The organism is Pseudomonas stagnisoli, from assembly GCF_048595745.1.
Lineage (GTDB): Bacteria > Pseudomonadota > Gammaproteobacteria > Pseudomonadales > Pseudomonadaceae > Aquipseudomonas > Aquipseudomonas alcaligenes_A.
In genome coordinates, this window is sequence record NZ_CP184361.1 from 3,858,588 (window position 1) to 3,880,659 (window position 22,072).

At 66.3% G+C, this 22,072-nt stretch carries 19 protein-coding genes; 8 read left to right on the plus strand and 11 right to left on the minus strand.

Annotated elements, in window-relative coordinates; genetic code table 11:
* Positions 1–10: 10 nt before the first annotated feature.
* Positions 11–2,077, plus strand: coding sequence for an EAL domain-containing protein (locus ACOAPY_RS18635; protein ID WP_465154280.1), 2,067 nt, complete (start codon positions 11–13; stop codon positions 2,075–2,077).
* 53 nt (positions 2,078–2,130) lie between these two features.
* Here the strand turns inward: ACOAPY_RS18635 and serB are convergent, their stop codons facing one another.
* Positions 2,131–3,345 carry a phosphoserine phosphatase SerB gene (gene serB / locus ACOAPY_RS18640; RefSeq protein WP_076583726.1) on the minus strand — a complete coding sequence of 405 codons (1,215 nt, stop codon included), beginning with the start codon at positions 3,343–3,345 and terminating at the stop codon, positions 2,131–2,133.
* Between the two features lie 146 nt (positions 3,346–3,491).
* On the opposite strand from serB, the gene ACOAPY_RS18645 reads away from it, so the two are divergent.
* Positions 3,492–5,039, plus strand: coding sequence for a histidine kinase (locus ACOAPY_RS18645; RefSeq protein ID WP_465154281.1), 1,548 nt, complete (start codon positions 3,492–3,494; stop codon positions 5,037–5,039).
* Positions 5,036–5,608, plus strand: coding sequence for a metal-dependent hydrolase (locus ACOAPY_RS18650; protein WP_465154282.1), 573 nt, complete (start codon positions 5,036–5,038; stop codon positions 5,606–5,608). Before ACOAPY_RS18645 ends, ACOAPY_RS18650 begins: the two co-directional genes overlap by 4 nt.
* On the opposite strand, the gene waaA is transcribed toward ACOAPY_RS18650, so the two are convergent.
* Both waaA and ACOAPY_RS18660 read right to left on the minus strand, forming a co-directional pair.
* Positions 5,551–6,825, minus strand: coding sequence for a lipid IV(A) 3-deoxy-D-manno-octulosonic acid transferase (gene waaA, locus ACOAPY_RS18655; RefSeq protein WP_465154283.1), 1,275 nt, complete (start codon positions 6,823–6,825; stop codon positions 5,551–5,553). The genes ACOAPY_RS18650 and waaA overlap by 58 nt on opposite strands.
* Positions 6,826–6,858: 33 nt before the next feature.
* Positions 6,859–7,743, minus strand: a complete 885-nt coding sequence (locus ACOAPY_RS18660; protein ID WP_076583715.1) for a LysR family transcriptional regulator — start codon at positions 7,741–7,743, stop codon at positions 6,859–6,861.
* Positions 7,744–7,827: 84 nt separating this feature from the next.
* On the opposite strand from ACOAPY_RS18660, the gene ACOAPY_RS18665 reads away from it, so the two are divergent.
* The 4 genes from ACOAPY_RS18665 to ACOAPY_RS18680 all read left to right on the plus strand — a co-directional run bounded on the left by ACOAPY_RS18665 (position 7,828) and on the right by ACOAPY_RS18680 (position 11,166).
* Positions 7,828–8,160 carry a DMT family transporter gene (locus ACOAPY_RS18665; protein ID WP_465154284.1) on the plus strand — a complete coding sequence of 111 codons (333 nt, stop codon included), beginning with the start codon at positions 7,828–7,830 and terminating at the stop codon, positions 8,158–8,160.
* 54 nt (positions 8,161–8,214) lie between these two features.
* Positions 8,215–9,390: an NAD(P)/FAD-dependent oxidoreductase gene (locus tag ACOAPY_RS18670; protein WP_465154285.1), complete on the plus strand. Its 1,176-nt coding sequence runs from the start codon at positions 8,215–8,217 to the stop codon at positions 9,388–9,390.
* A complete protein-coding gene (locus tag ACOAPY_RS18675; protein WP_465154286.1) occupies positions 9,387–10,184 on the plus strand; it encodes an aldo/keto reductase in 798 nt (265 codons plus the stop codon). The genes ACOAPY_RS18670 and ACOAPY_RS18675 overlap by 4 nt, the downstream gene beginning before the upstream one ends.
* A gap of 82 nt (positions 10,185–10,266) precedes the next feature.
* Positions 10,267–11,166: a metal ABC transporter ATPase gene (locus ACOAPY_RS18680; protein WP_465154287.1), complete on the plus strand. Its 900-nt coding sequence runs from the start codon at positions 10,267–10,269 to the stop codon at positions 11,164–11,166.
* A gap of 34 nt (positions 11,167–11,200) precedes the next feature.
* On the opposite strand, the gene hldE is transcribed toward ACOAPY_RS18680, so the two are convergent.
* From hldE to msbA, 4 genes are read right to left on the minus strand one after another with little or no spacing between them, the layout of a single operon-like run.
* Positions 11,201–12,622: a bifunctional D-glycero-beta-D-manno-heptose-7-phosphate kinase/D-glycero-beta-D-manno-heptose 1-phosphate adenylyltransferase HldE gene (gene hldE, locus ACOAPY_RS18685; RefSeq protein WP_465154288.1), complete on the minus strand. Its 1,422-nt coding sequence runs from the start codon at positions 12,620–12,622 to the stop codon at positions 11,201–11,203.
* A 56-nt stretch (positions 12,623–12,678) separates the two neighbouring features.
* Positions 12,679–14,079: a PIG-L deacetylase family protein gene (locus tag ACOAPY_RS18690; RefSeq protein WP_465154289.1), complete on the minus strand. Its 1,401-nt coding sequence runs from the start codon at positions 14,077–14,079 to the stop codon at positions 12,679–12,681.
* A gap of 2 nt (positions 14,080–14,081) precedes the next feature.
* A complete protein-coding gene (locus tag ACOAPY_RS18695; RefSeq protein WP_465154290.1) occupies positions 14,082–14,978 on the minus strand; it encodes a GNAT family N-acetyltransferase in 897 nt (298 codons plus the stop codon).
* Positions 14,978–16,810: a lipid A export permease/ATP-binding protein MsbA gene (msbA, locus tag ACOAPY_RS18700; RefSeq protein ID WP_465154291.1), complete on the minus strand. Its 1,833-nt coding sequence runs from the start codon at positions 16,808–16,810 to the stop codon at positions 14,978–14,980. The genes ACOAPY_RS18695 and msbA overlap by 1 nt, the downstream gene beginning before the upstream one ends.
* Before the next feature lie 86 nt (positions 16,811–16,896).
* On the opposite strand from msbA, the gene ACOAPY_RS18705 reads away from it, so the two are divergent.
* Positions 16,897–17,460 (plus strand): lipopolysaccharide kinase InaA family protein, encoded by a 564-nt coding sequence (locus ACOAPY_RS18705; protein WP_465154292.1) that lies wholly within the window; start codon positions 16,897–16,899, stop codon positions 17,458–17,460.
* Positions 17,461–17,635: 175 nt separating this feature from the next.
* Here ACOAPY_RS18705 and ACOAPY_RS18710 read toward each other — a convergent pair whose 3' ends face one another.
* The 4 genes from ACOAPY_RS18710 to ACOAPY_RS18725 are packed head-to-tail and all read right to left on the minus strand — an operon-like array spanning position 17,636 to position 22,026.
* Positions 17,636–18,823, minus strand: a complete 1,188-nt coding sequence (locus ACOAPY_RS18710) for an O-antigen ligase family protein (RefSeq protein WP_465154293.1) — start codon at positions 18,821–18,823, stop codon at positions 17,636–17,638.
* A gap of 2 nt (positions 18,824–18,825) precedes the next feature.
* On the minus strand, positions 18,826–19,560 hold the full coding sequence (locus tag ACOAPY_RS18715) for a glycosyltransferase family 25 protein (protein ID WP_465154294.1): 735 nt from the start codon (positions 19,558–19,560) through the stop codon (positions 18,826–18,828).
* A gap of 17 nt (positions 19,561–19,577) precedes the next feature.
* Positions 19,578–20,855 (minus strand): capsule biosynthesis protein, encoded by a 1,278-nt coding sequence (locus tag ACOAPY_RS18720; RefSeq protein WP_465154295.1) that lies wholly within the window; start codon positions 20,853–20,855, stop codon positions 19,578–19,580.
* Between the two features lie 10 nt (positions 20,856–20,865).
* Positions 20,866–22,026: a glycosyltransferase gene (locus ACOAPY_RS18725; protein ID WP_465154296.1), complete on the minus strand. Its 1,161-nt coding sequence runs from the start codon at positions 22,024–22,026 to the stop codon at positions 20,866–20,868.
* Positions 22,027–22,072: the final 46 nt, after the last annotated feature.

Genomic DNA, 22,072 nt, shown 5'->3' on the forward strand with positions numbered 1-22,072 from the left:
GCAAAACCCCATGGCCATCGAAAAAAAAACCATACGGCTGCTGATCCTCGAAGATTCGCAGAACGAGGCCGAGCGCCTGGTCAGCCTGTTCCGTAACGCTGGCCGCGCCACGCGCGTTCACCGCATCACCTCCAGCGACAACCTCGCCGAGGCCCTGCAACAGAGCTGGGACCTGCTGATCAGTGCCCCCTCCAGCGAGCACCTTGACCCGAGCGAAGCGATCACCGCCATTCGCCGCCAGGCCAAGGATATCCCGGTCATCCAGTTGGTCGCCGGCAACGACTCCGACGCCATTACCGAAGCCCTGATGCTCGGCGCCCAGGACGCCCTGCCGCAGGGCGAAGACGAGCGCCTGATTCTGGTGGCCAACCGCGAGCTGGCCAACCACGAAGAGCGTCGCGCCCGCCGCGCCGCCGAAGTGGCGCTGCGCGAGGCAGAGAAACGCTGCCAACTGCTGCTCGACAGCTCGGTGGACGCCATCACCTACGTCCACGATGGCATGCACATTTACGCCAACCGCGCCTACCTCAAACTGTTCGACTACGAGGACGGTGACGAGCTGGAAGGCATGCCGATGATCGACCTGATCGCCAGCGAGGATCAGGCCGCCTTCAAGGACTTCCTGAAGAACTACTCAAGCGCCGAAGGCAATGCCGAACTGGCTTGCGGCGGAATCAGGGCAGACGGCCAGCGCTTCCAGTCGCGCATGAGCTTCTCGCCGGCCACCTACGACGGCGAGCCGTGCATTCAGGTGGTGATCCGCGCGGATGCGGACAACGCCGAACTGGAGGAAAAGCTGCGCGAGATCAGCAGCCAGGACCTGGTCACCGGCCTGTTCAACCGCTCGCACTTCCTCGAGCTGATGGATGGCGCCGCCCAGCGCGCCATCAACGACAATCAGGTCTCGTGCCTGGCCTACATCTGTATCGACCGCTACAGCGAGGCCATCGGCGAAGTCGGCCTGGCCGGCATCGATATCCTGCTCACCGACCTGGCCAACCTGCTGCGCGCCCACTTCGGCGAGACGGCGCAACTGGCGCGCTTCGGTGACGACGTGTTCACCGCCCTGCTGGCGGATGTCACGCCCCAGCAATTGCAGGAACAACTCAAGCCGCTGCTGAAGAAGATCGAAGGCCACCTGTTCGACGTCGCCGGACGCACCGTGCAGACCACCCTGTCGGTGGGCATCGCCGGGCTCAGCGAGCAGACCAGCAAGGCCCAGGAAGTCATCGACCGCGCCCATCGCTGCGCCGACGAGCTGGAAGGCAACGCGATCAAGGTCTACAACCCGGCCGACGAACTGGCCGCCGCCGCCAACCGCGGCAATCTGGTGGCCATGGTCCAGCATGCTCTGGAAAACAACAGCTTCCGCCTGCTGTTCCAGCCGATCATCAGCCTGCGCGGTGACAGCGACGAACACTATGAAGTACTGCTGCGCCTGCTCAACCAGCAGGGCGAGGAAGTACCGCCGGGTGACTTCCTTGGCGCCGCCAAGAACGCCGGACTGGCCGAGAAGATCGATCGCTGGGTGATCCTCAACTCGATCAAACTGCTTGCCGAGCACCGCAGCAAGGGCCACAACACTCGCCTGTTCGTGCACCTGTCGGCCAACAGCCTGCAGGACCAGACCCTGCTGCCGTGGCTCAGCGTCGCCCTCAAGGCCGCGCGCCTGCCATCCGACTCGCTGGTGTTCCAGATCGGCGAGACCGACGCCGTGACCTACCTCAAGCAGGCCAAGGCGTTGACTCAAGGCCTGGCGGAGCTGCACTGCAAGGTCGCCCTGAGCCAGTTCGGCTGCGCGCTGAACCCCTTCAACACGCTCAAGCACCTCAATGTGGACTTCGTGAAAGTCGACGGCTCCTTCTCCCAGGACCTGTCCAACGCGGAGAACCAGGAGGCGCTGAAAACCCTGCTGGCCAGCCTGCATGCCCAGGCCAAGCTGACCATCGTGCCCTTCGTCGAGAGCGCCAGCGTGCTGGCCACCCTCTGGCAGGCCGGGGTCAACTACATCCAGGGCCATTACCTGCAGGGCCCCAGCCAGTCGATGGATTACGATTTCTCCGCCGGAGACGAATAATCCCCGCTGTAAAAAAAGCCCCGCGATCGCGGGGCTTTTTTGTGGCAGCTCGGTCAGTCCTGACCGTCGCGGTCGCGATAACCAAGCAGGTAGAGAATGCCGTCCAGGCCAAGGGTGGAGATCGCCTGCTTGGCCGACTGCTTGACCAGCGGCTTGGCGCGGAAGGCCACACCCAAGCCAGCCAGGCCGAGCATCGGCAGGTCATTGGCGCCATCGCCCACGGCGATGGTCTGCTCCAGACGCAGTCCTTCCTTCTCGGCCAGCTCGCGCAGCAGGTCGGCCTTGCGCTGGGCGTCGACGATCGGCTCGACTGCTACGCCGGTCACCTTGCCATCAACGATCTGCAGCTCGTTGGCGAACACATAGTCGATACCCAGCTTGGCCTGCAGCTGCCTGGCGAAGTAGGTGAAGCCGCCGGACAGGATGGCGGTCTTGTAACCCAGGCGCTTGAGCTCGGCGAACAGCACCTCGGCGCCTTCGGTCAGGCGCAGCGAGGCACCGATTTCCTCCAGCACATCCTCGGACAACCCCTGCAGCAGCGCCAGGCGCTCCTTGAAGCTGGCACGGAAGTCCAGCTCGCCACGCATGGCACGCTCGGTGATCTCCGACACCTGCTCGCCAACCCCGGCAGCCTTGGCCAGCTCGTCGATGACCTCGGCCTCGATCAGCGTGGAGTCCATGTCGAACACCGCCAGGCGTCGGTTGCGGCGGAACACAGAGTCACGCTGGAAGGCGATGTCGACGTTCAGCTCCTGGGCCACGCTGAGGAACTCGGCACGCAGCGCAGCGGCATCGGCCGGCTCGCCACGCACGGAAAACTCGATGCAGCCCTTGCCCTGATCGGCCGGCATGTCCAGCGACATGCGCCCGGACAGACGGTCGATATGGTCGATGTTGAGCCCGTACTTGGCGGTAATCGAGCTGACCCGCTGCAGCTGTTCAGCCGTGACCTTGCGCGTCAGCAGAGTGACGATATAACGCGGCTTGCCCTGGCCACCCACCCACTGCTGGTAGTCGTCTTCCGACACGGGGGTAAAACGCACCTGCTGGTCCAGCTTGTAGGCGGTGAACAGCACGTCCTTGAGCACCGACGAGGCCTGCTCGGTATCCGGGATCTCGACCAGGATGCCGAACGACAGGGTGTCGTGGATCACCGCCTGGCCGATATCGAGGATGTTCACCCCGCCCTGTGCCAGCACCCCGGTGATGGCCGCGGTCAGACCGGGGCGATCTTCCCCGGTGATATTGATCAGGACGATTTCGCGCAAGGCGCACACTCCAGCTTGCAAAGAGGTCAGCGAAAAGGCGCACATTCTAACCCGGTTTGCCTGGCGCAGGGCACGGGCGGCGCTTTGCCCGCCTGGGGGTGGTGGTTATACTGCGCGGCAATTCCATTCGAGAAGAGCCGCGCTTTGTGAACCGGCCCGTTCAGGTCAAACCCGACAATTTCTTCCTGTTGCTGTTCAATGCCCTGCGCCAGCGCCGCGTGCCGCTCGCCCTGCGCATCGCCAGCCACAGCCTGCTGCTGGTCGCCCTGGCGCTGGTGATTTACGCCTGGGTGATGGGCATGCAATTCAAGCAGGCCATGCAGCAGCAGGCCGATGCCCTCGGCCAGAGCCTGACCGTACAGACCGCCGCCTCGGCCACCGAGCTGCTGGTGTCCAACGACATCCTCAGCCTCAACGTGCTGCTCAGCAACCTGGCGAAGAATCCGCTGGTCGCCCACGCCGCCATCTACAGCGTGGACAACCGCATCCTCGCCGAGGCCGGCTCGCGCCCAACGCAGAGCATTCTCGGCGAGTCGGAGGGGCTCTACTCCACGCCCATCACCTTTCAGGAAGTGATCGCCGGGCAGCTGCGCATCAGCCTGGACATGCGGCAGTTCCAGCAACCGATGACCATCAGCCTGCAGAGCATGGGCCTGCTCAGCCTGATCCTGTTGGCGCTGGCCCTGTCGCTCAGCCTGCGCCTGGGCCGCCACATCTCCACTCCGCTGCTGCAGCTGCGCGTGTGGCTGCGTGATCCGGACGACCCCGCACCCGGCGCCGGCCGCCAGGACGAGATCGGCGATCTGGCGCGCCAGCTGCAGGCACGCCTGGTACCGGAGAAGCCGGAGCCGGAGCCGCAGTTCGACGAGCAGGATGACTACGCCGAACTGGACGAGCAGCCTTTCGAGGACAACGACGCGCACGAGCCCGGCTTCGACATGCCGGACCTGCGCACCAGTACCGACTACGCCGATAACTTCGACGAACAAAGCCCGCGCCAGGCCGCCGCGGCCGCGGCGCCCGAAGACGACGACCCCTTCGCTGACCTGCGCGACATGCAGAGCGAAGTGCCGGCACCGGCGCCCAGCGCGCCAGTGGCCAGCGCCCCGGCGCAGCCCGAGCAGCACATCAGCAGCGCCGTACTGGCGATCCAGCTCGGCGCCCAGGAACAACTCCGCCACTTGCCGCGCGCGCGTCTGATGGAACTGCTGCAGCGCTATCGCGACTGCCTGGAGCAGGCTGCCGCGCTGTACCAGGGCAAGCTGTTCACCCTCAGTGACGGCAGCAGCCTGATGCTGTTCAGCAGCGAGCACAGCGGCGACGACTACCTGACCCACGCCTTGTGCTGCGGCGAACTGATGCGCGCCCTCGGCCATGCCCTGCAGATCGAGGTGGCCGACAGCGGCATTACCCTGCAACTGCAGCTGGGCCTGACCCGTAGCGACGAGGCGATCAGCCCGAGTCAGGCCGAACTGCTGCTGAGCGAGGCGGCCCAGGATGCCCTGGCCCTGGCCCAGCACAGCCGCAACCTGCTGCTGGTGCAGCGCAGCGTCGCCGACGACCCGCTGCTACGCCAGCGCGCGCGCATCCGCGCCATCGCCAGCCCGGAAGGTGCCAGCTGTGTCGAACGCCTGCTGGAGCCCTACCCTTCGCTGCTGGAGCGCCAGCTGGCGCGCATGCACGAACACTCGTGACCACCCTCATCACCCACCCACTGCCGGCCCTGGCCCTGGGACTGGCGCTGGGGCCGCGGGTAATACCTCCGCGACTGCTGCTGGCCGGCCTGCTGTTCAGCCTGCTTCCCGATGCCGATGTGCTGGCCTTCAAGTTCGGCATCGCCTATGCCGATGCCTTCGGCCACCGTGGTTTCAGTCATTCGCTGCTGTTTGCCGGCCTCAGTGGCGCACTGGGTGCACTGAGTTGCCGCCTGCTTGGCTGCGGCCCCGTCAAGGCGTTCGCTTGGATCGCCCTGGCGTGCGCCTCGCACAGCCTGCTAGACGCCGCCACAGACGGCGGCCTGGGCGTGGCCTGGCTGTGGCCCTGGAGCGAGCAGCGTTTCTTCCTGCCCTGGCGGCCGATCGAGGTCTCACCTTTCGTGCACAACTTCTTCAGCCAGCGCGGCCTCGACGTGCTGGCCTCGGAGGCGCGCTGGGTATGGTTGCCCTGCCTGGGCCTAGCCCTGGGCGGCATCGCCCTGCGCGCTATCTACGCCCGCTTGAGCAACGCCTGTAGACCGGCCAACAGGCGCGCCAGCGCGCCCTGATTGGCGCGCAGCACACCCAGTCCGGCCTCGGCCCGGCGCTGCGCCTCGGCCGGATCGGCGAACAGCAGACTGAGAGCCGCGTGCAGCTGCGCGGCATCCGCCACTTCCAGCAGATCACCGGCTTCGCGCAGCTGAGCGGCGATTTCCAGGAAGTTGAACAGGTGCGGCCCCGCCAGCAGCGGCTTGCCCAGCGCCGCCGGCTCCAGCAGGTTGTGCCCGCCATTGGCCACCAGGCTGCCACCGACCAGGGCCAGATCGGCCAGGGCATAGAGGAACAGCAGCTCACCCAGGGTATCGCCGACCAGCACCTGCACCGCCTCGCCGACCGTCTCGCCCGTGGAGCGGCGCACGCAGGCAAACCCTTCGCGCCGGCACAGCTCGAAGACCTGGGTGAAACGCTCCGGATGGCGCGGCACCAGGATCAGCAGCGCGTTAGGGCGCTCGTCCAGCAGCCGGCGATGGGCCGCCAGCATCACTTCATCCTCGCCGGCATGGGTACTGGCGGCGATCCACACCGGTCGCTCCTGCGCGCCCCAGGCGGCACGCAACTCGGCGGCACGCTGCGGCAGCTCGGCCGCCACGCTCAGGTCGAATTTGATCGAGCCGGTCACTTCGACGCAGCCGGGGCGCGCGCCCAGCTGACGGAAACGTTCGGCCTCGACTTCGGTCTGCACGGCGATAAGGTCCAGCTGGGCAAGCATCGGCGCGGTCAACCGCGCAAAGCGCGCATAGCCACGCGCAGAGCGCTCGGACAGGCGCGCATTGGCCAGCGCCACGGGAATACCGCGGGCATGACAGGCATGAATGTGATTGGGCCACAGCTCGGTTTCCATGATCACCGCCAGCCTCGGCTGCAACCGATCGAGGAAGCGCGCGCAGGCCCAGGGCAGGTCGTACGGCAGGTAGCAGTGCTGAATGCGCGCGCCAAACAGCGCCTGGATGCGCTCGGAGCCAGTCGGCGTCATGCAGGTGACGGTAATCGGCAACTCGGGATGGCGCTCCAGCAGCTCGCGGATCAGCGGTGCTGCCGCGATGCTCTCGCCCAGCGATACCGCGTGGATCCAGATCCCACCTTGACGGAAAGCCGGCAGGCCGACCGCTAAGCGCTCGCCCACGCGCGGCCCATAGGCCGGGGCACGCCAGGCACGCCAAAGCAGACGCAAAAGGATGATGGGCAGAGCCAGGTGCAGGATCAGGGTATAAAGGGGTCTGTTCATGGGCGCGCAGCTTAGCAAAGTGGTCGCCGCCATTCAGCCAATCGCCCGCAACCGCTCCGCAAAGGCATCGGCCAGCCAGAGGGCGGCAGGCCCCAGCGCCTCGTCTCGCCGACAGACCAGCTCCACCACAAGCGGTGGCGGCGTCCAGTCACAGTTCAGCACGACAAGCTCGCTCTGGTAGGTCGGGTACTGCACCACATGGCGAGGCAGCCAGGCCCACCCCAGATCACGCATCAGCAACTCGGCCATGGCGTAGAAGCTGTCCGTTCGCCAGACCGCCGGACTGACCTGCTCGCCCCCCGGGTAATGGCTGTCCTGGGGCGTCATCAGCAGCTGCCGGTGACGGGCCAGTTCACGGCGGCCCACCTGCCCCGCCATGGCCAAAGGGTGCCCGGCGCCGCACACCGTGACCATCTCGATAGTGCCCAGACGCTGGCGTTCAAGGGCATCCGGCATGCGCTCGTGGTGGAACAGCAAACCAAGGTCGGCACGACGCTCCAGCAACTTGCGCGCAACATCGCCCTGGGCACCACTGGCCAACTGCACCTCCAGCAAGGGGAAAGTCTTGGCCAGCGCCTCCAGGCTATCGAGCACCGGCTGGTAGGGCATGGCCTCATCCTGAGCCAGACGCAGGCAAACCTCCTCGCCACGCACCAGTCCCTGAGCCCTGCCCTCGAGGCGCTCACACTGGCGCAGAACTTCACGCGCCTCCTCCAGCAGGGCCAGCCCGGCGGAGGTCAGGCGCGGCTGGCGCCCACTGCTGCGCTCGAACAGCACCACACCCAGGTCCGCCTCGAGGAGGGCAATGGCACTGCTCACCGCCGACTGCGCGCGCTGAAGGCGACGAGCCACCGCGGAGAAGGATTGGCCCTCGGCAACGCCAACGAAAAGACGTATCTGCTCCAGGTTCCACTGCATGACCCATCTCCTATACAGATAGCTAATCACTTTATCCCATCAGCCATAACTCTAGAATCGGGCCTCTCAACCAGGAGGACCGACATGAGCGGCTATCTCTATCTTGCCGTCGCCATCACCGCCGAGGTGATCGCCACCACCTCAATGAAGGCACTGGACGGCTTCAACAAGCCACTGCCTCTGCTGCTGGTGGTCGCGGGCTACGCCATTTCCTTCTGGATGCTCAGCCTGGTGGTCAAGACCATTCCGGTAGGTGTGGCCTACGCCGTCTGGGCGGGCCTGGGCATCGTCCTGGTCAGCATTGCAGCGACCTTCCTCTACCAGCAGCGCCTCGACTTGCCGGCCATGCTCGGCATGGGACTGATCGTCGCGGGCGTGGTCGTCATCCAGCTGTTCTCACAGAGCGCCGGTCACTGATCGCCCCTCGCGGGCGCTATACTGCGCGCCTGTTTTATTCAGCGAGCGCCGCGCATGTCCCAAGCCCTGAGCACCGATATCCTGATCGTCGGCGGCGGTATCGCCGGCCTCTGGCTCAACGCCCGCCTGCGCCGACTCGGCTACGCCACCCTGCTGATCGAGAACGCCAGCCTCGGCGGCGGGCAAAGCCTGAAGTCGCAAGGCATCATCCACGGTGGCGCCAAGTACGCCCTGCATGGCGCATTGACCGGCGCCTCTGAGGCGATCGCCGACATGCCAAGGCGCTGGCGCGAGGCGATCGAGGGCAGTGGCGAACTGGACCTGTCCGGCGTGCGCCTGCTGTCCGAGGCCCATTACCTGTGGTCACCGGGCAGCCTGGCGGGCAACCTGACCAGCTTCTTCGCCAGCAAGGCGGTGCGCGGCCGGGTCGATCAGGTCAAGGGCGAACAGCTGCCCCCTGCCCTGCAACATCCGAAGTTCAAGGGCAAGGTCTACCGCCTGGCGGAACTGGTGCTCGATGTTCCCAGCCTGATCAGCCGCCTGGCCACGCTGGCCGGCGACAGCCTGCTGGCCGGCCAGACGATCACACCGCTGCGCGAGGATGGCGAGCTGGTCGGCCTGTGCGTCGACGGCCGCGATATTCGCGCCAGGCGCGTGGTGCTCAGCGCCGGCCGCGGTAACGCCGACCTGCTGGCCGACCTCGGCGTCGAGCAACCGCGCCAGCAGCTGCGACCGTTGCACATGGTGCTGGTCAAGGGCCGTGGACTCAAACCGCTCTACGCCCACTGCCTGGGCGGCGGGCCCAAACCGCGCATCACCGTCACCAGCCACCCGGCCGCCGACGGCCAATGGGTCTGGTACCTCGGCGGCGACATCGCCGAAGCCGACGGCGTGGCGCGCAGCGAGGCGGCGCAGATTGCTGCGGCACAGAAGGAAGTGCAGCAGTTGCTGCCCTGGATCGACCTCTCCGACGCACGCTGGGCCACCCTGCGCGTGGACCGTGCCGAACCGGCGCAGTCCGGCCTGGTGCGCCCGGACAACGCTTTCCTGGCCGAGCAGGGTTGCCTGCTGGTCGGCTGGCCGACCAAGCTGGCGCTGTCGCCGGACTTCGCCGATCGGGTGATCGCAGCCCTCGAGCGCGATGGCATCCAGCCAGGCACGCACGCGCCCCTGCCCGAACTGCCGCATCCGCCGCAGGCGCAGCCGGTGTGGGAGGAACTGCTGCCGTGAGCCTGCACGACCTGCACCGCCCGCTGGGCGATACCGGCCTGATCGTCTCGCCACTGGGCCTGGGCACCGTCAAACTGGGCCGCGATCAGGGCGTGAAGTACCCCAACGGCTTCACCATCCCCGATGATGCCGCCGCCCGCGCCCTGCTCGAACAAGCCCGCGAACTCGGCATCAACCTGATCGACACAGCACCCGCCTACGGTGTCAGCGAGCAGCGCCTGGGCCCGCTGCTGCGCGGCCAGCGCGAGGACTGGGTGATCGTCAGCAAGGTCGGCGAGGAATTCGACAACGGCCAGTCGCGCTTCGATTTCTCGCCGGCGCACACGCGCCTGTCGGTCGAGCGCAGCCTGCAGCGCCTGGAAACCGACCGCATCGAACTGGTCCTGGTGCACTCGGACGGCAATGATGTTGCCATCCTGCGCGACAGCGGCGTCTACGAGACCCTGGCCGAGCTCAAGCGCGAGGGCAAGATCCGGGCCTTCGGCCTGTCCGGCAAGACGGTCGAGGGCGGCCTGCTGGCGCTAGAGCGCGGCGACTGCGCGATGGTCACCTACAACCTGGCCGAACGTGGCGAGCAGGCGGTACTCGACTATGCCGCGACCCACGGCAAGGGCATTCTGATCAAGAAAGCCCTTGCCAGCGGACACGCGGTACTGGCGGGGGAGGATCCGGTGCGCGCCAGCTTCGAGCTGGTATTCGGCCACCCCGGCGTCACTGCCGCCATCGTCGGCACCATCAATCCGCAACATCTGGCGGCAAACGCGGCCACCGCGGCGGCAGTGATCCGCGGCTAAACTGCTGGGCTCCAAGCGAGGCTGAACTTTGCCGCGCCCTGTCCATCTGATGCAGCCCACCGCTGCCGACTGAGGAGCCGCCATGTCGAGACTGCTGGCCCGCAAGGCCCCAGGCACCTTCAAGACCCTGCCGCTGTACGTGGAAGCCACGGCGGACGGGCTGAACTACCGTGGCCTCGGCCTGCCGTTGAACTTCGCACAGATGCTCGAGCGACGCCGCCCGGTGGAGGCCGCCGACAGCCAGCGCTTCGCCCTGGAGCTTGCGAATCTGGGCGTGTCGGTGCGCCTGACCATGGCCTGGCAGGGCCGCGACCACTGGCTGCTGGTGCGCCAGCAGCGCCCGGATCGCGACGATACCGTGCTCAAGCTGATTTCCGGCTATGTACCGGCCCACGAGCTGAACCTGCCCCTGCTCACCGCCATCCAGGAAGTTGCCGAGGAGTGCCTGATCGAGAACGGCGGCAGCTGGCTGGGCGGTCGCTATGCCGATACCTGGCTGCCGACCCCCTATCCGCTGCGTTACCACGAGGACAGCCACTTCCGCCTCAGCCCGCTGACCGGCGCGGCGCGGCCGGTACAGTGCGGCAATCTGATGCTGATGGAGCGGCCGCACGCCTATGTGCACCTGCCCACCGCCTCGCTGCAACTGGTCTACGACCTGCGCCTGGAGCTGCCGAAGGACTGCCGCCAACCCAGTCTGTTCCATGTCGACGAACGCCTGGAGGACAGTGAACTGGTGGCCCGTCTGGAGCGCCGCCGCCCGGACATCTACCTGCTGCCGCTGAAGAGCGGCCTGCCCACGGGCGAGCTGTACACCCTGCGCCGGGGCGAGCTGGTCGCGGCCAGCACCCGCGGCCTGTGGCTGTCGGAAGGCTTCGCCGCGCAGGATGGCTGGCTGGTACGTGATGAACGCATCCGCTGGCGCGACTGGCTGGCGCAGCTGAGCCGCGCTGAGAGAGAACCGGGCCGCCTGGCCGGCTGAGGAAAAGCGGCCGCCGGCAGGCGGCCGCCGAAGATCACTTGCTGCGAATCTTCTCGACGATGGCGGTGGTCGAGCTGTTCTCCACCAGGCCCAGCACGCGCACCTCGCCGCCGTAGGCACGGACGATCTCGGCGCCAACCACCTGGTCGATGCCGTAGTCGCCACCCTTGACCAGCACATCCGGCTTGACCTGGCGCAGCAGGTTCTCCGGAGTGTCCTCGGCGAAGCTCACCACCCAGTCCACCGCGCCGAGGCCGGCGAGCACGGCCATGCGCCGGTCCACCGCGTTGATCGGCCGCCCCGGGCCCTTGAGGCGCGCCACCGAAGCGTCATCGTTGACCGCCAGCACCAGGCGATCGCCCTGGGCGCGGGCCTGTTCCAGGTAGGTCACGTGGCCGGCGTGGAGGATGTCGAAGCAGCCGTTGGTGAAGACGATCTTCTCACCATGGGCGCGGGCATCCTCCAACGCCAGGAGCAATTGCTCGACGCTGACCACGCCACGCTCGGAACCCTCCTCGCGCTGCACCGCACGGCGCAGTTCGGGGGCGCTGATGGCGGCGGTGCCGAGCTTGCCGACCACGATGCCGGCCGCCAGGTTGGCCAGGGCCACGGCCTGCGGCAGCTCCTCGCCGGCGGCGATGGAGGCAGCCAGGGTCGAGATCACGGTATCGCCAGCACCGGTCACATCGAACACCTCGCGGGCGCGCGCAGGCAGGTGCAGTGCCGGGTGGTCGGGGCGCAGCAAGGTCATGCCATGCTCGCCACGGGTCACCAGCAGGGCGCCCAGCTCCAGTTCGTTCATCAGCCTGGCGCCTTTGGCCACCAGCTCAGCCTCGTCCTGGCAAGGCCCGACGATGGTCTCGAACTCGCTGAGGTTGGGGGTGATCAGGCTGGCCCCCCGGTAGATCGAGAAGTCCTTGCCCTTGGGATCGGCCAGCACCGGAATGCCGCGGGCCCTGGCCAGCTGGATCAGCGCCTGATGGTTCTTCAGAGCGCCCTTGCCGTAGTCGGACAGCACCAGCACCTTGACCCCGGCGAGCAGGCCGTCGACATCTTCGGCCAACGACTCGACATCGGTATTGAAGGGTTCTTCGAAGTCCATGCGCAGCAGTTGCTGATGGCGGCTCATCACCCGCAGCTTGACGATGGTCGGCTGCTCGTCGATGCGCTGGAAGTGCGCCTGCACCCCGGCCGCATGCAGACTGTCAGCCAGGCTGTGGGCCGCCTCGTCACGCCCGGTCACACCAACCAGCAACGCCGGCGCACCGAGCGCGGCAATGTTCAGCGCGACGTTGGCGGCGCCGCCCGGACGATCCTCGATCTGCTCAACCTTGACCACCGGCACCGGGGCTTCGGGCGAGATACGCGATGTACCGCCATGCCAGTAACGGTCGAGCATGACATCGCCCACCACCAGGACGGGGGCTTGATCGTAACGGGGCATGGACAGCTTCATGGGTACTCCAGGGCAGCAAAATCGGGGCGGATCATAGCATGGCGGGGGCGCGGGCCTTACTCGCCCAGCGGACGCACCCAGAACAGTTCGTGGCGGCGCACGGCCTTGCGGAAGAACTCGTCCTCGCCACTGGCAGGCCAGCGGCGCCCGGCGAGCAGGTGCTGGAGCCGCCGGCGCAGACGCTTCTTGGTCGGCAGCGGCGCCTGCAGATCGTGCTGCATGGCCAGCGCCATGGCCTTGTCGAGCCGAGTTCCGGCAGACAGCGACGGGCTCCACAGGCCATCGACCGGCAGTGCCACCATGGCCGGCGGCAGCGCGATGCCGCAATCTGCCGGCCCCATCGGCCAGCGGTCATTGTCGTGCAGGTGGTTGGCGTAGAGCAGCAGGGTCTGCGGCTGCCAGGCACTCTGCTGAACGGCCTCCAGCAATGCGCGGGTGGCAGCGACGTGATCGCTGTGCGGGTCAAGTTCAGGGTGCGGAGTGACCAGCACCTCGGGACGGAAATGCTCCAGCAGTGCAGCCAGGTCCGCGACCAGGTTGTTCCAGCTCGGCGCGCCATCAACATCGGCAGGCAGAGTGACTCGATTGTGCCGACGTACGCTGCGCACATCGCAGTCCCCCGCCTCGCGCGAAGCGAATGGCTGGTCCGGCGCTTCGGCCATCGCGGGCAACTGCAGGCAGTAGTAGCCAAGCTGCACGCAGCGCTCCTGCGGCACACCGCCCCATAGCGGCACGGCCAGGCTGTCCCAGGTGCGCAGGCGCCCCTTGAGTCGCGCCGCCTCGGGCAGGCTGAGACCCAGGCGCTGGAAATGCTCGGCCTCGATCTCGCCCTGGGTCAGGGTGACGATACTGGCCTCCGGGCAACGGCTGTAGAGGCCGAAGGCAGCCAGCTCGGCGTCATCGGCATGCGGCGCGACGACCATCAGCCGGCGCTCGGCATAATCGGGATTGCTCAGGGCAAACAGGCGCCCGGCGCCGACCAGGCGGCAGAAACGCCCGTGCATGCGCAGGGTACCGGCGCGTAAGGCCTCACCCTGACCGGACAGGTTGAAGTAGCGTCGGCCATCGACCCGGCGCTCCATGTCCTGGCGATCATCGCCCAGGTAGATGCGCGGATCGAGGAAGCGCCCCAGCCAGGTGGCGGTGACGTCCCACTCAAGAATCAGGGTATCGGCCGCGCCCGGATCCCCCTCGCAACGCAGCTGGCCATCGACCAGGCTGGTGGGCAGGCACGGAGTACCTTTGGGAAAGTCGTAGCGGTAGTCGTCAGTCGGCGAGTAGAACAGGTGGTCGGCGAACCAGGCCTCGTGGCCGATCCAGCCGAGCACCAGAAGCAACGGTACCCACCACCAGGCGACGAAGACGCCCAGCGCGAGCAATGCCAGCAGGGCCAGCAGCATGGCGATGCGCTTGTTGCGCCGGTGGCGTTTGAGCAGTTGCTGCTTGCGGGCCTGCATAGTCACACCTGGTAGACGGGAATCCGGTTGCACCAGCGGTCCTTGTACTCGCGGTCCGCACGGCCGAAGGAATAGCGTAGCGGCTTGCCGATGGCGCGTGCCTCGGCCCAGGCATTCTGCGTGTTGACGAAGCTGAGCACGCTGCCGGGGCTGAACTCGCGCTGCTGCGGGTCAACCCCGCCGTTGATGTACTCCAGGCTGACCCACCTGGGCGCCTCGACGCGATACAGCACCTGGATGGCCACCGGCTCGTCATTGAGGTAGATCAGCGCGCCGGTCATGAACTCGCGCAGACGCTCGAACACCTCGGCCAGGTGCGCCACGCCGGTGGCGGGGAAGCCCCAGCGGCGCTGGAACAGCTCGGCATAGATGCGCGCCTGCTCGGCGGCATCCAGCTCCAGCATCGGCCGGATGACACCGCCCGCCTCTTCGAGCAGGCGCTGTTCGCGGCGCTGGTTGTAGCGGAACTTCTTGCTGTACTCCTCGGGCTCGCGGGCCAGGGCCAGCCCCTCGGGCTGCTCGCGCAGGGTGCTGATCTGCCCGGCATTCAGCGGCGAGACATAGCGCATGCGATGTTGCACGGTCAGCCGCACGCCCTGCGCCAGGGGCAGGATGATCTCGGCGTTGCCCAGGTCGAACAGGCCCCGCTTGCCTTGCTTCTTCAGTACATCCTTGGACAGGGCGATATGCCGCCCCCAGGTCGGCATGGCGCCTTGCAGCTGACCATCGGCCACCCAGCCCAGGTAACGTACGGGGATGCCGGCCAGGTCGGCCAGGCGCGCCACCACCTCGGGATGGGTGGCGACACTACCGCCGAAATTGGCCCATGCATCGGCATAGTCGGCCGCATTGATGGGGGTCCAGCCGCGTTCGCGCCAGAAGCGCAGGTGACTGAGCATCAGGCGTCATGCTCCAGCACCTGCGGCTGCTCGTCGCCCTCCTCGAACTGCTTGGCGTGCAGGCGCGCGTAATAGCCATTCTGCGCCAGCAGCTCGGCATGGCTGCCACGCTCGACGATCCGGCCCTGATCCATCACCAGGATCAGGTCGGCCTTCTCGATGGTGCTCAGGCGGTGGGCAATCACCAGGGTGGTACGGCCCTTCATCACTTCATCCAGTGCCGCCTGGATATGCCGCTCGGACTCGGTGTCCAGGGCCGAGGTGGCTTCGTCGAGGATCAGCAGCGGCGCATTCTTCAGCAACGCACGCGCGATGGCCAGGCGCTGGCGCTGACCACCGGAGAGCAGCACGCCATTTTCCCCGACCTGGGTATCGAAGCCCTGCGGCAGCTTGTCGATGAACTCGGCGGCATAAGCCGCCTCGGCCGCCTGGCGGACCTGTTCGACAGGCGCGCCAGCCAGGTCGCCGTATGCGATGTTATTGGTCACGCTGTCGTTGAACAGGGTGACATGCTGGGTGACCAGGGCGATGTGCTGGCGCAGGTTATGCAGCGTGTATTCCTCAACATCCAGCCCGTCGATCAGGATCTGCCCCTGCTCGTGGTGATAGAACCTCGGGATCAGGCTGGCCAGGGTCGACTTGCCGCTGCCCGAGCGGCCGACCAATGCAACCATATGCCCCGGCTCGGCGACGAAGGAAATGTCCTCGAGCACCGGTTTTTCGGCGCCGGGGTACTGGAAGCTGAGGTTGCGCACCTCCAGGCGGCCGCTGACGCGCTCGCGCTCCTGGGTGCCGTGATCGACTTCCGGCTCCTCGTCCAGCTGCTCGAAGATACTCTCGGCGCCGGCCACCCCCCGCTGTATGGTGGAGCTGACCTCGGAGAGCTGGCGAATGGGCTTGGGCAGCAGGCCTGCCAGGGTGATATAGGCCACCAGTTCACCCGTCGAGGCGTCTCCGCGCAGCAGCAGTACCAGAAACATCAGCACGGCCATGGCGCTGTATATCACCAGCTGCAGGCTGGGGGTGTAGACCGCATTGGTCTTGACCATGCGCAGTTGCTTGTTCTTGTTGTCCTCGGCAGCCCTGAAAAAGCGCTCACGCTCGTATTCATCCCCCCCGAAGCTGCGCACCACGCGGTAGCCCTGGATGGTCTCGGAGGCAACATGGGTAACGTCCCCCATGGTCACCTGGATCTTCTTGCTCTGCTTGCGAAACTTCTTGCTGGCACTGGTCACCATCACACCGATGACCGGCAGTATCGCCAACATCACCAACGTGAGCTTCCAGTTCATCCACAGCAGGCTGGCGAACAGGAACAACACCGTCATCCCCTCACGCACGACCACCTTGATTGCGTCGGTGGCTGCACCGGTCACCATGGTCACGTTATAGGTGATGCGCGAGATCAGATGACCCGAGTTGTGGTTGTCGAAGTAACGATTGGGCAGTGTCAGCAGGTTGTTGAACAGGGCCGTACGCAGATCCTGTACCAACCCGAGGGAAACTCGGGCCAGGTAATAGTTACCGAGAAAGGAGCCCACCCCCTGCCAGACTGCGATCAGTACAATCAGCAGCGGCACGGCCTGCAGTAGCGGCAGGCTGGCCACCCACGGCGCATGCTCGATCAGCCAGGGCACCTCGGAAAACAGGCCAGCACTGGGGTTGTTCAGACCGTCGACGAAGAACTTGAGCATGTAGCCCAGCATCGGCTGGGTCGAGGCGAATATCAGAAAGCCGAGGATACTGATCGCGAACAGCCCCCAGTATGGAGCGACGTATTTCAGCAACCGCAGATAAACCTTAAGGCTGGATTGCTGGGTAGAATTGGCCATTCGGCGGGCCTCATACGACTGGCTAGAGAGACAAGATGCGGATTGTAACAGCGAACGAATTACAAGATTGGTTGAGCCAGGGAGAAGTGTTGGAAAAAGACAGCCATGGCCCCAAGGTCGTTCGCCTGCCCGATGGCAGTCTGTTGAAGATCTTCCGTAGCCGGCGCAATCCCCTGCTGGCACGCCTGCGCCCGGATGCCCGACGCTTCGCTGACCGCGCCGAACGCCTGCGGGCGCTGGGCATCGCGACGCCGAGCATCCTTGAGTGCGCTTGGATTGACCGCAATGAGGCCGTCAGCGCCTGCCTCTACCAGCCGCTGGTTGGCCAGCCGCTAGACAGGCTGTTCCGCGACCAGCGGGATGAGTTCGACCGACGCCTGCCAGAACTGGCCGCTTACATTCTGAAACTGCATCGCCTGGGCATCTATTTCCGCTCGCTGCATCTGGGCAACATCCTGCTGACCCCGAATGACGACTTCGGCCTGATCGACTTCCTCGACCTGCGTTTCAAGGGGCGCCCGCTGGGGCGCATGCTCGTGCGCCGCAACTTCCGCCACCTGCAGCGCTATCTGGAGCGCCGCAAGGTACCGGGCTTCCCCTGGAACGAGTTGCTGCGGCACTACGAAGCCGCGCGCAGCGAGCCTCGCTGACCCGGATACGACACCGACCGCCCGGGCGCCAGGCCAGGCTAATCCCCCCAGAAAGCCGCCGACTATGGGCCAGCCCCACCTCGTTGGCAGCTCAGGACAAAGTCACTTGTGTCGCCGAAAAACGGGACAGCAGGGAAACCGAAGTCACCGAGGAGAGAATCGAAGCCCGCTCACCTCATGTGCGCTCAAGACCCTGCGTATCCGCAGCGCGCTGCAGCGCCGCTCCAGCGAGGCACAGGAACAACGGCAGCCAGATACAGAACCACTCCTCGCGCGGTTTGAGCCAGGGACCAACGCCATCGGTGAACAGGGCGACCGCTGAAAAGCACAGCAGGGTCAGACACAACCGCCCCTGGACACTGCCCCTGGCCCGCCAGGCCCAGAGCGCCGCCCAGCCCTGCAGCAGCAGCCAGCCCAGCAACCCGAACAGGCCAAGCAGCACGGCTAAATGCAGGTAGAGGTTGTGCGCATGCTCATAGGACACCCCCAGCGAAGGCACCGGTAGCGTATAGGGCGAGTCGAAGCCAATACCGAGCCAGGGATGTACCCCGATTTTCAGCAGTGCCTGGGCAAACAGGTCCGGGCGGAACGACAGACCACGCTGCAGCAAGACGTCCGGCCAAAAAACGTAGACTGCCGCCAAAGCCATGCAGACCACGCCCAGCGCCGCCAGAGGCCGGCGCCCCCGGCACCACAACGGCAGCAGCAGCAAGGTGACGAAGGCTGCAGCCCAGGGCCCCTTGGACTGACTCAGCAGCAGAAACGCCAGGTAGCCCAGCAGGGCAATGAACCAAGGCAGGCCACGCAGCCAGCCAGGCAGATGATCGCGCAGAAACAGCAGCACCATGCCCATCACGCAGAACAGTTGCGCGGCGAGAATCGGGTGGTTGGCCAGCCCGGTGCCAACCACGCGCGCCGACCAGGGCCGATCCTGCCAACCGTAGAACACCAGCAGCGCACTCCAGGCATACAGGCCGACCAGCACGCCCAGCATGGCCAACGCACGCCAGAAGCGCACCGCATCGAGCACCGCCAGCGCCAGCACGGCATTGGCAGCCAGCCCTACATACAGGAAGATCTTCAGCTCTTTCGCCGGCACCGGCACCTCACTCCAGAGCACCGAGCAGGCCGACCAGGTAGCGAACAGTGCGAGGCAGGCAACACCGGGCTGCCACCAGGCCCGGCGAACCTCGGGGAACGACAGCAGCGCCAGCAAGCCGGGCAGCCAGAACAGAGCAATCAGCCCTTGTTGATAGAGCTTGTGGCTACTGAGCAGCAGCATGCCCGCCAGCCACCAGAGCAGCCCTACGGACAACCAGCGCAGCAAAAACTCGCGCCAGCCGGACATAGACAACAGGCGCATGCTCAGAATGCCCAGTAACGCAGACGACTCCAGAGACGCCGGAGGGCCTTCCGGGTCTTGAATTCAGGCTTGCGCACCACGGCCTCGATGTCGCTCATGTCCAGCAGGCGCTGGTAGGCAAGCACCGGCCGTACCAGGAAGCTGCGCACCTGCGGATGCAGCTTTTCCGAGTAGTACCAGTCGATAGGCAGGCCGGAAACCTCGGCTTCGTCGAGAATGCGCTGGTACAGGCGTTCGTGCACCAGATAGGCGTGACCCAGGCGAATCCGCCCGGCGTCGTCGAGATTGGCGGCAAAGCGCTGCAGCCGTCCGCCCCTCTTGTAAGTCCCGCCCAGGTAAAGCATGTCCCACTCCTGCCCCTGCAGTTGGCGGGCCACGCGCCGCAGCACGGGCAACGTGTAGGGCTCGAATTCGCAGTCATCTTCGAGAATCAGCACATGGGGCCAGCCGCTGGCCTGCGCCAGCCGAATGACACCCAGATGGCTCTGGGTACAACCCCAGGTCGAGCGCAGCTTGGCCGCCAGTCGCTCGCTGTCACCATCGACCCGCTGCAGGAACTCGCGCAACCCCGCCAACTGCGGCTGCTCGACGATGTCGGCCGGCGGACGCACTGCGGCGAAACGCTGAACATCACCGCAAACACCGAGACGCTCGAATTGCGCCTGCATGGCGGCCCAACGGTCGGCACGCGAGTCCAGATTGATCACCTGCACATGCTCGAAGAAGGGCCATGTCACTGCTGCTCGGGCCAAGGTCAGCTCCTAAAGTCCGTAGGGTGTGCATCAAGGGTGAATTGCCCAATGCCGGCCGGCAATGGCTGTCCGGCACGCAGCGCCTGCAGCGCCGCCAGGGTGCTGGCCAGTCCGGCCGCCCCGTGTGCCAGGTGGAACTCGGCGAAGGCCCGCGACTGCCCGAGCGCCTGAGCGAAATCGTCCTCGATGCCCTGCAGGCGCCGCTCGAGCTCGTCCTCGCTACGGATAACCGCGCCGAAGAAGCGCTGCTGCTGGAAGATGTCCGACTGCCCTCCGAGGTCGACGCAGAGCACCGGCCGCCCAGCCAGGGCCGCCTCGATCACCGCGTTGGAGAGGATGTTCACCACCACCGAGGCACGCGCCAACGCCGCTGCCAGACTGCAGTCGGCGGCCAGCAGCTCGATATTGCCGACACGGCTCGCCGCTTCCTGCCAGAACGGGGCCCGGCTGCGCGGATGACGCTTGACCAGCACCCGGTACTCGGGGTGCCGGCACGCCCAATCGGCCAGCAGGCGGTAGGTCTGCTGATAGGCCGACTCCTTTTCCTTGTCCGGCCCGACCCCGAGGATCAGCAGGGTGCGGGTCGCCAGGTCCGGCGCCGGCATCTGGTAGCTGCCATCGATCATGTGCGAGCCGACCAGCACCGCCGTCGAGTTGCCGAAACGCAACTCGCGCGCCTGCAGGGCTTCCAGCGAACTCTGGCCAAACAGGAAGTAGTAGTCGTAGTCGTTCATGCCCAGCCGGCGCGAGCCTTCCACCGTGGTGGCGTGGGCCAGGTGCACCAGCCGGCTGCCGCGAACATTCAGCGCCAGGCGCAGAAACGGCGCATACAGGCTGCCATTGCGGTCGTTGAGCAGGATTCGGGGCTGATGCCGCTCCACCAGCCACTCGGCGTAAGCGGCCATACCGAAGTAACGGGTTGGCACCCCATGCGGCGGGCGGAGCAGCAAGCGATCCCGCAGGATGGTCTTGGGCGCCTGTAACGCCGTTTCCACCAGGTTGTAGCCGCGCCCCCGCAGCCCCTCGATCAGCAGTTTCTTGCGCTGGAAAGCGATGACCTTGGGCGCCGACTGCAACAACAGAAAATCGCAGGGCTCGGCCGGAACGGCCGCGGCCAGCCGGAATCTGGCGCGCACGCCAAACCACCAGTCACCCAGTGCCTCGCGGGCGAAGCGCAAGGCGCTGCCGAGCAGGCCGTGGCGCTCACGTAGCAGCAGCCAACGGTAGCGGTCCAGGGCGCGGGCCTTGGCGGCCCAGGGGTTGGCGACAGCATCCTGCATCGGGTCGGCCTCAGTTCAGCATGGCGCGCAGCGGCAGCGACCAGAAACGTTCGCGCACCACCGCGTCGGAGAAACGCTGCTGCAGGTGCACCTGCAGGCGTTCACGCAGCGCCGGCAGATCGTGGCTCTGTGCCTGATGCAGCAGCGCACCGGCCAGGGCGGCGGCATCGCCGAGCGGGAACAGCTCGCCGACGCCCTGCACCACCTCGCGGCCGCCGCCGCAGTCGGTGCCGATCACCGGCACGCCGGCAGCCATGGCCTCCAGCAATACCATGCCGAAGGGCTCGTGGTCGGAGCTCAGGGCGAACAGGTCGAAGGCCTTGAAGTAGCGCCGGCCGCCGGCCACCTGCCCCAGAAAACGCACGCTTTCAGTCACACCCAGCTCGGCGGCGAGGTGCTTGAGCGAAGCCTCCAGCTTGCCGCTGCCCATGATCGCCAGCAGGCTGCCGGCGGGCAGCTGCGGCAGCGCCTGGGCGAAGCCGCGGATCAGAGTGGCCTGGTCCTTGTCCGGGTGCAGACGACCGACATTGCCGACGATCCAGGCGTCCTGCGACAGGCCCAGATGTTCGCGGGCCGCCTCGCGGGAGACCTGCTCGGCCTGCACGGCCGCGATGTCGATACGGTTGTACAGCGTCTCGATGCGTTCGCCCGGCCAGCCTGGCAGGCAGGCGCGCATGTCGTCGCGCACCGCATCGGACACCCCGAGCAGCGCCAGGCGCTTGCGGAAGCAATTGGCGAACAGCTGGCGAGTGCGGCGCTTGTAGTCACCAAAGGCATGGTGCACGCCGATCACCGGCAGCTGGCTGCCGAGCAGGGCGACGTAGATGGGCTTGAAGCGGTGGGCGATACAGACGGCGAAATCGCGCGACGCGGCGATGCGCCGAAAGTCGGCGATGGCCTTGAGCTTCAGACCCCGCACCTGGCGACTGGAATAGTCGAGGAAGATCACCTCGTCGGAGGCCGAACCGGCCTCGACCTCGGCGCTCGGCGCACCGGTCAGGTAGACGGTACAGACCTTGTAACGCGTACCGGCAAACAGCGCGGCGTACTGCCGCGCGCAATCGAGGAAGGGGCCGTCGTAGCCATGACAAAACTGCAGAACCCAGCGTTCTGGCTGGCTGTGCGTCGGCAGGGCGTCGTTGAGCGTCGCCGTGGAATGCTCATCTACCACAGTAAACTCCGCTTCCTCGGCGCCGCTCGCCTAGCCCTGCGCTAGC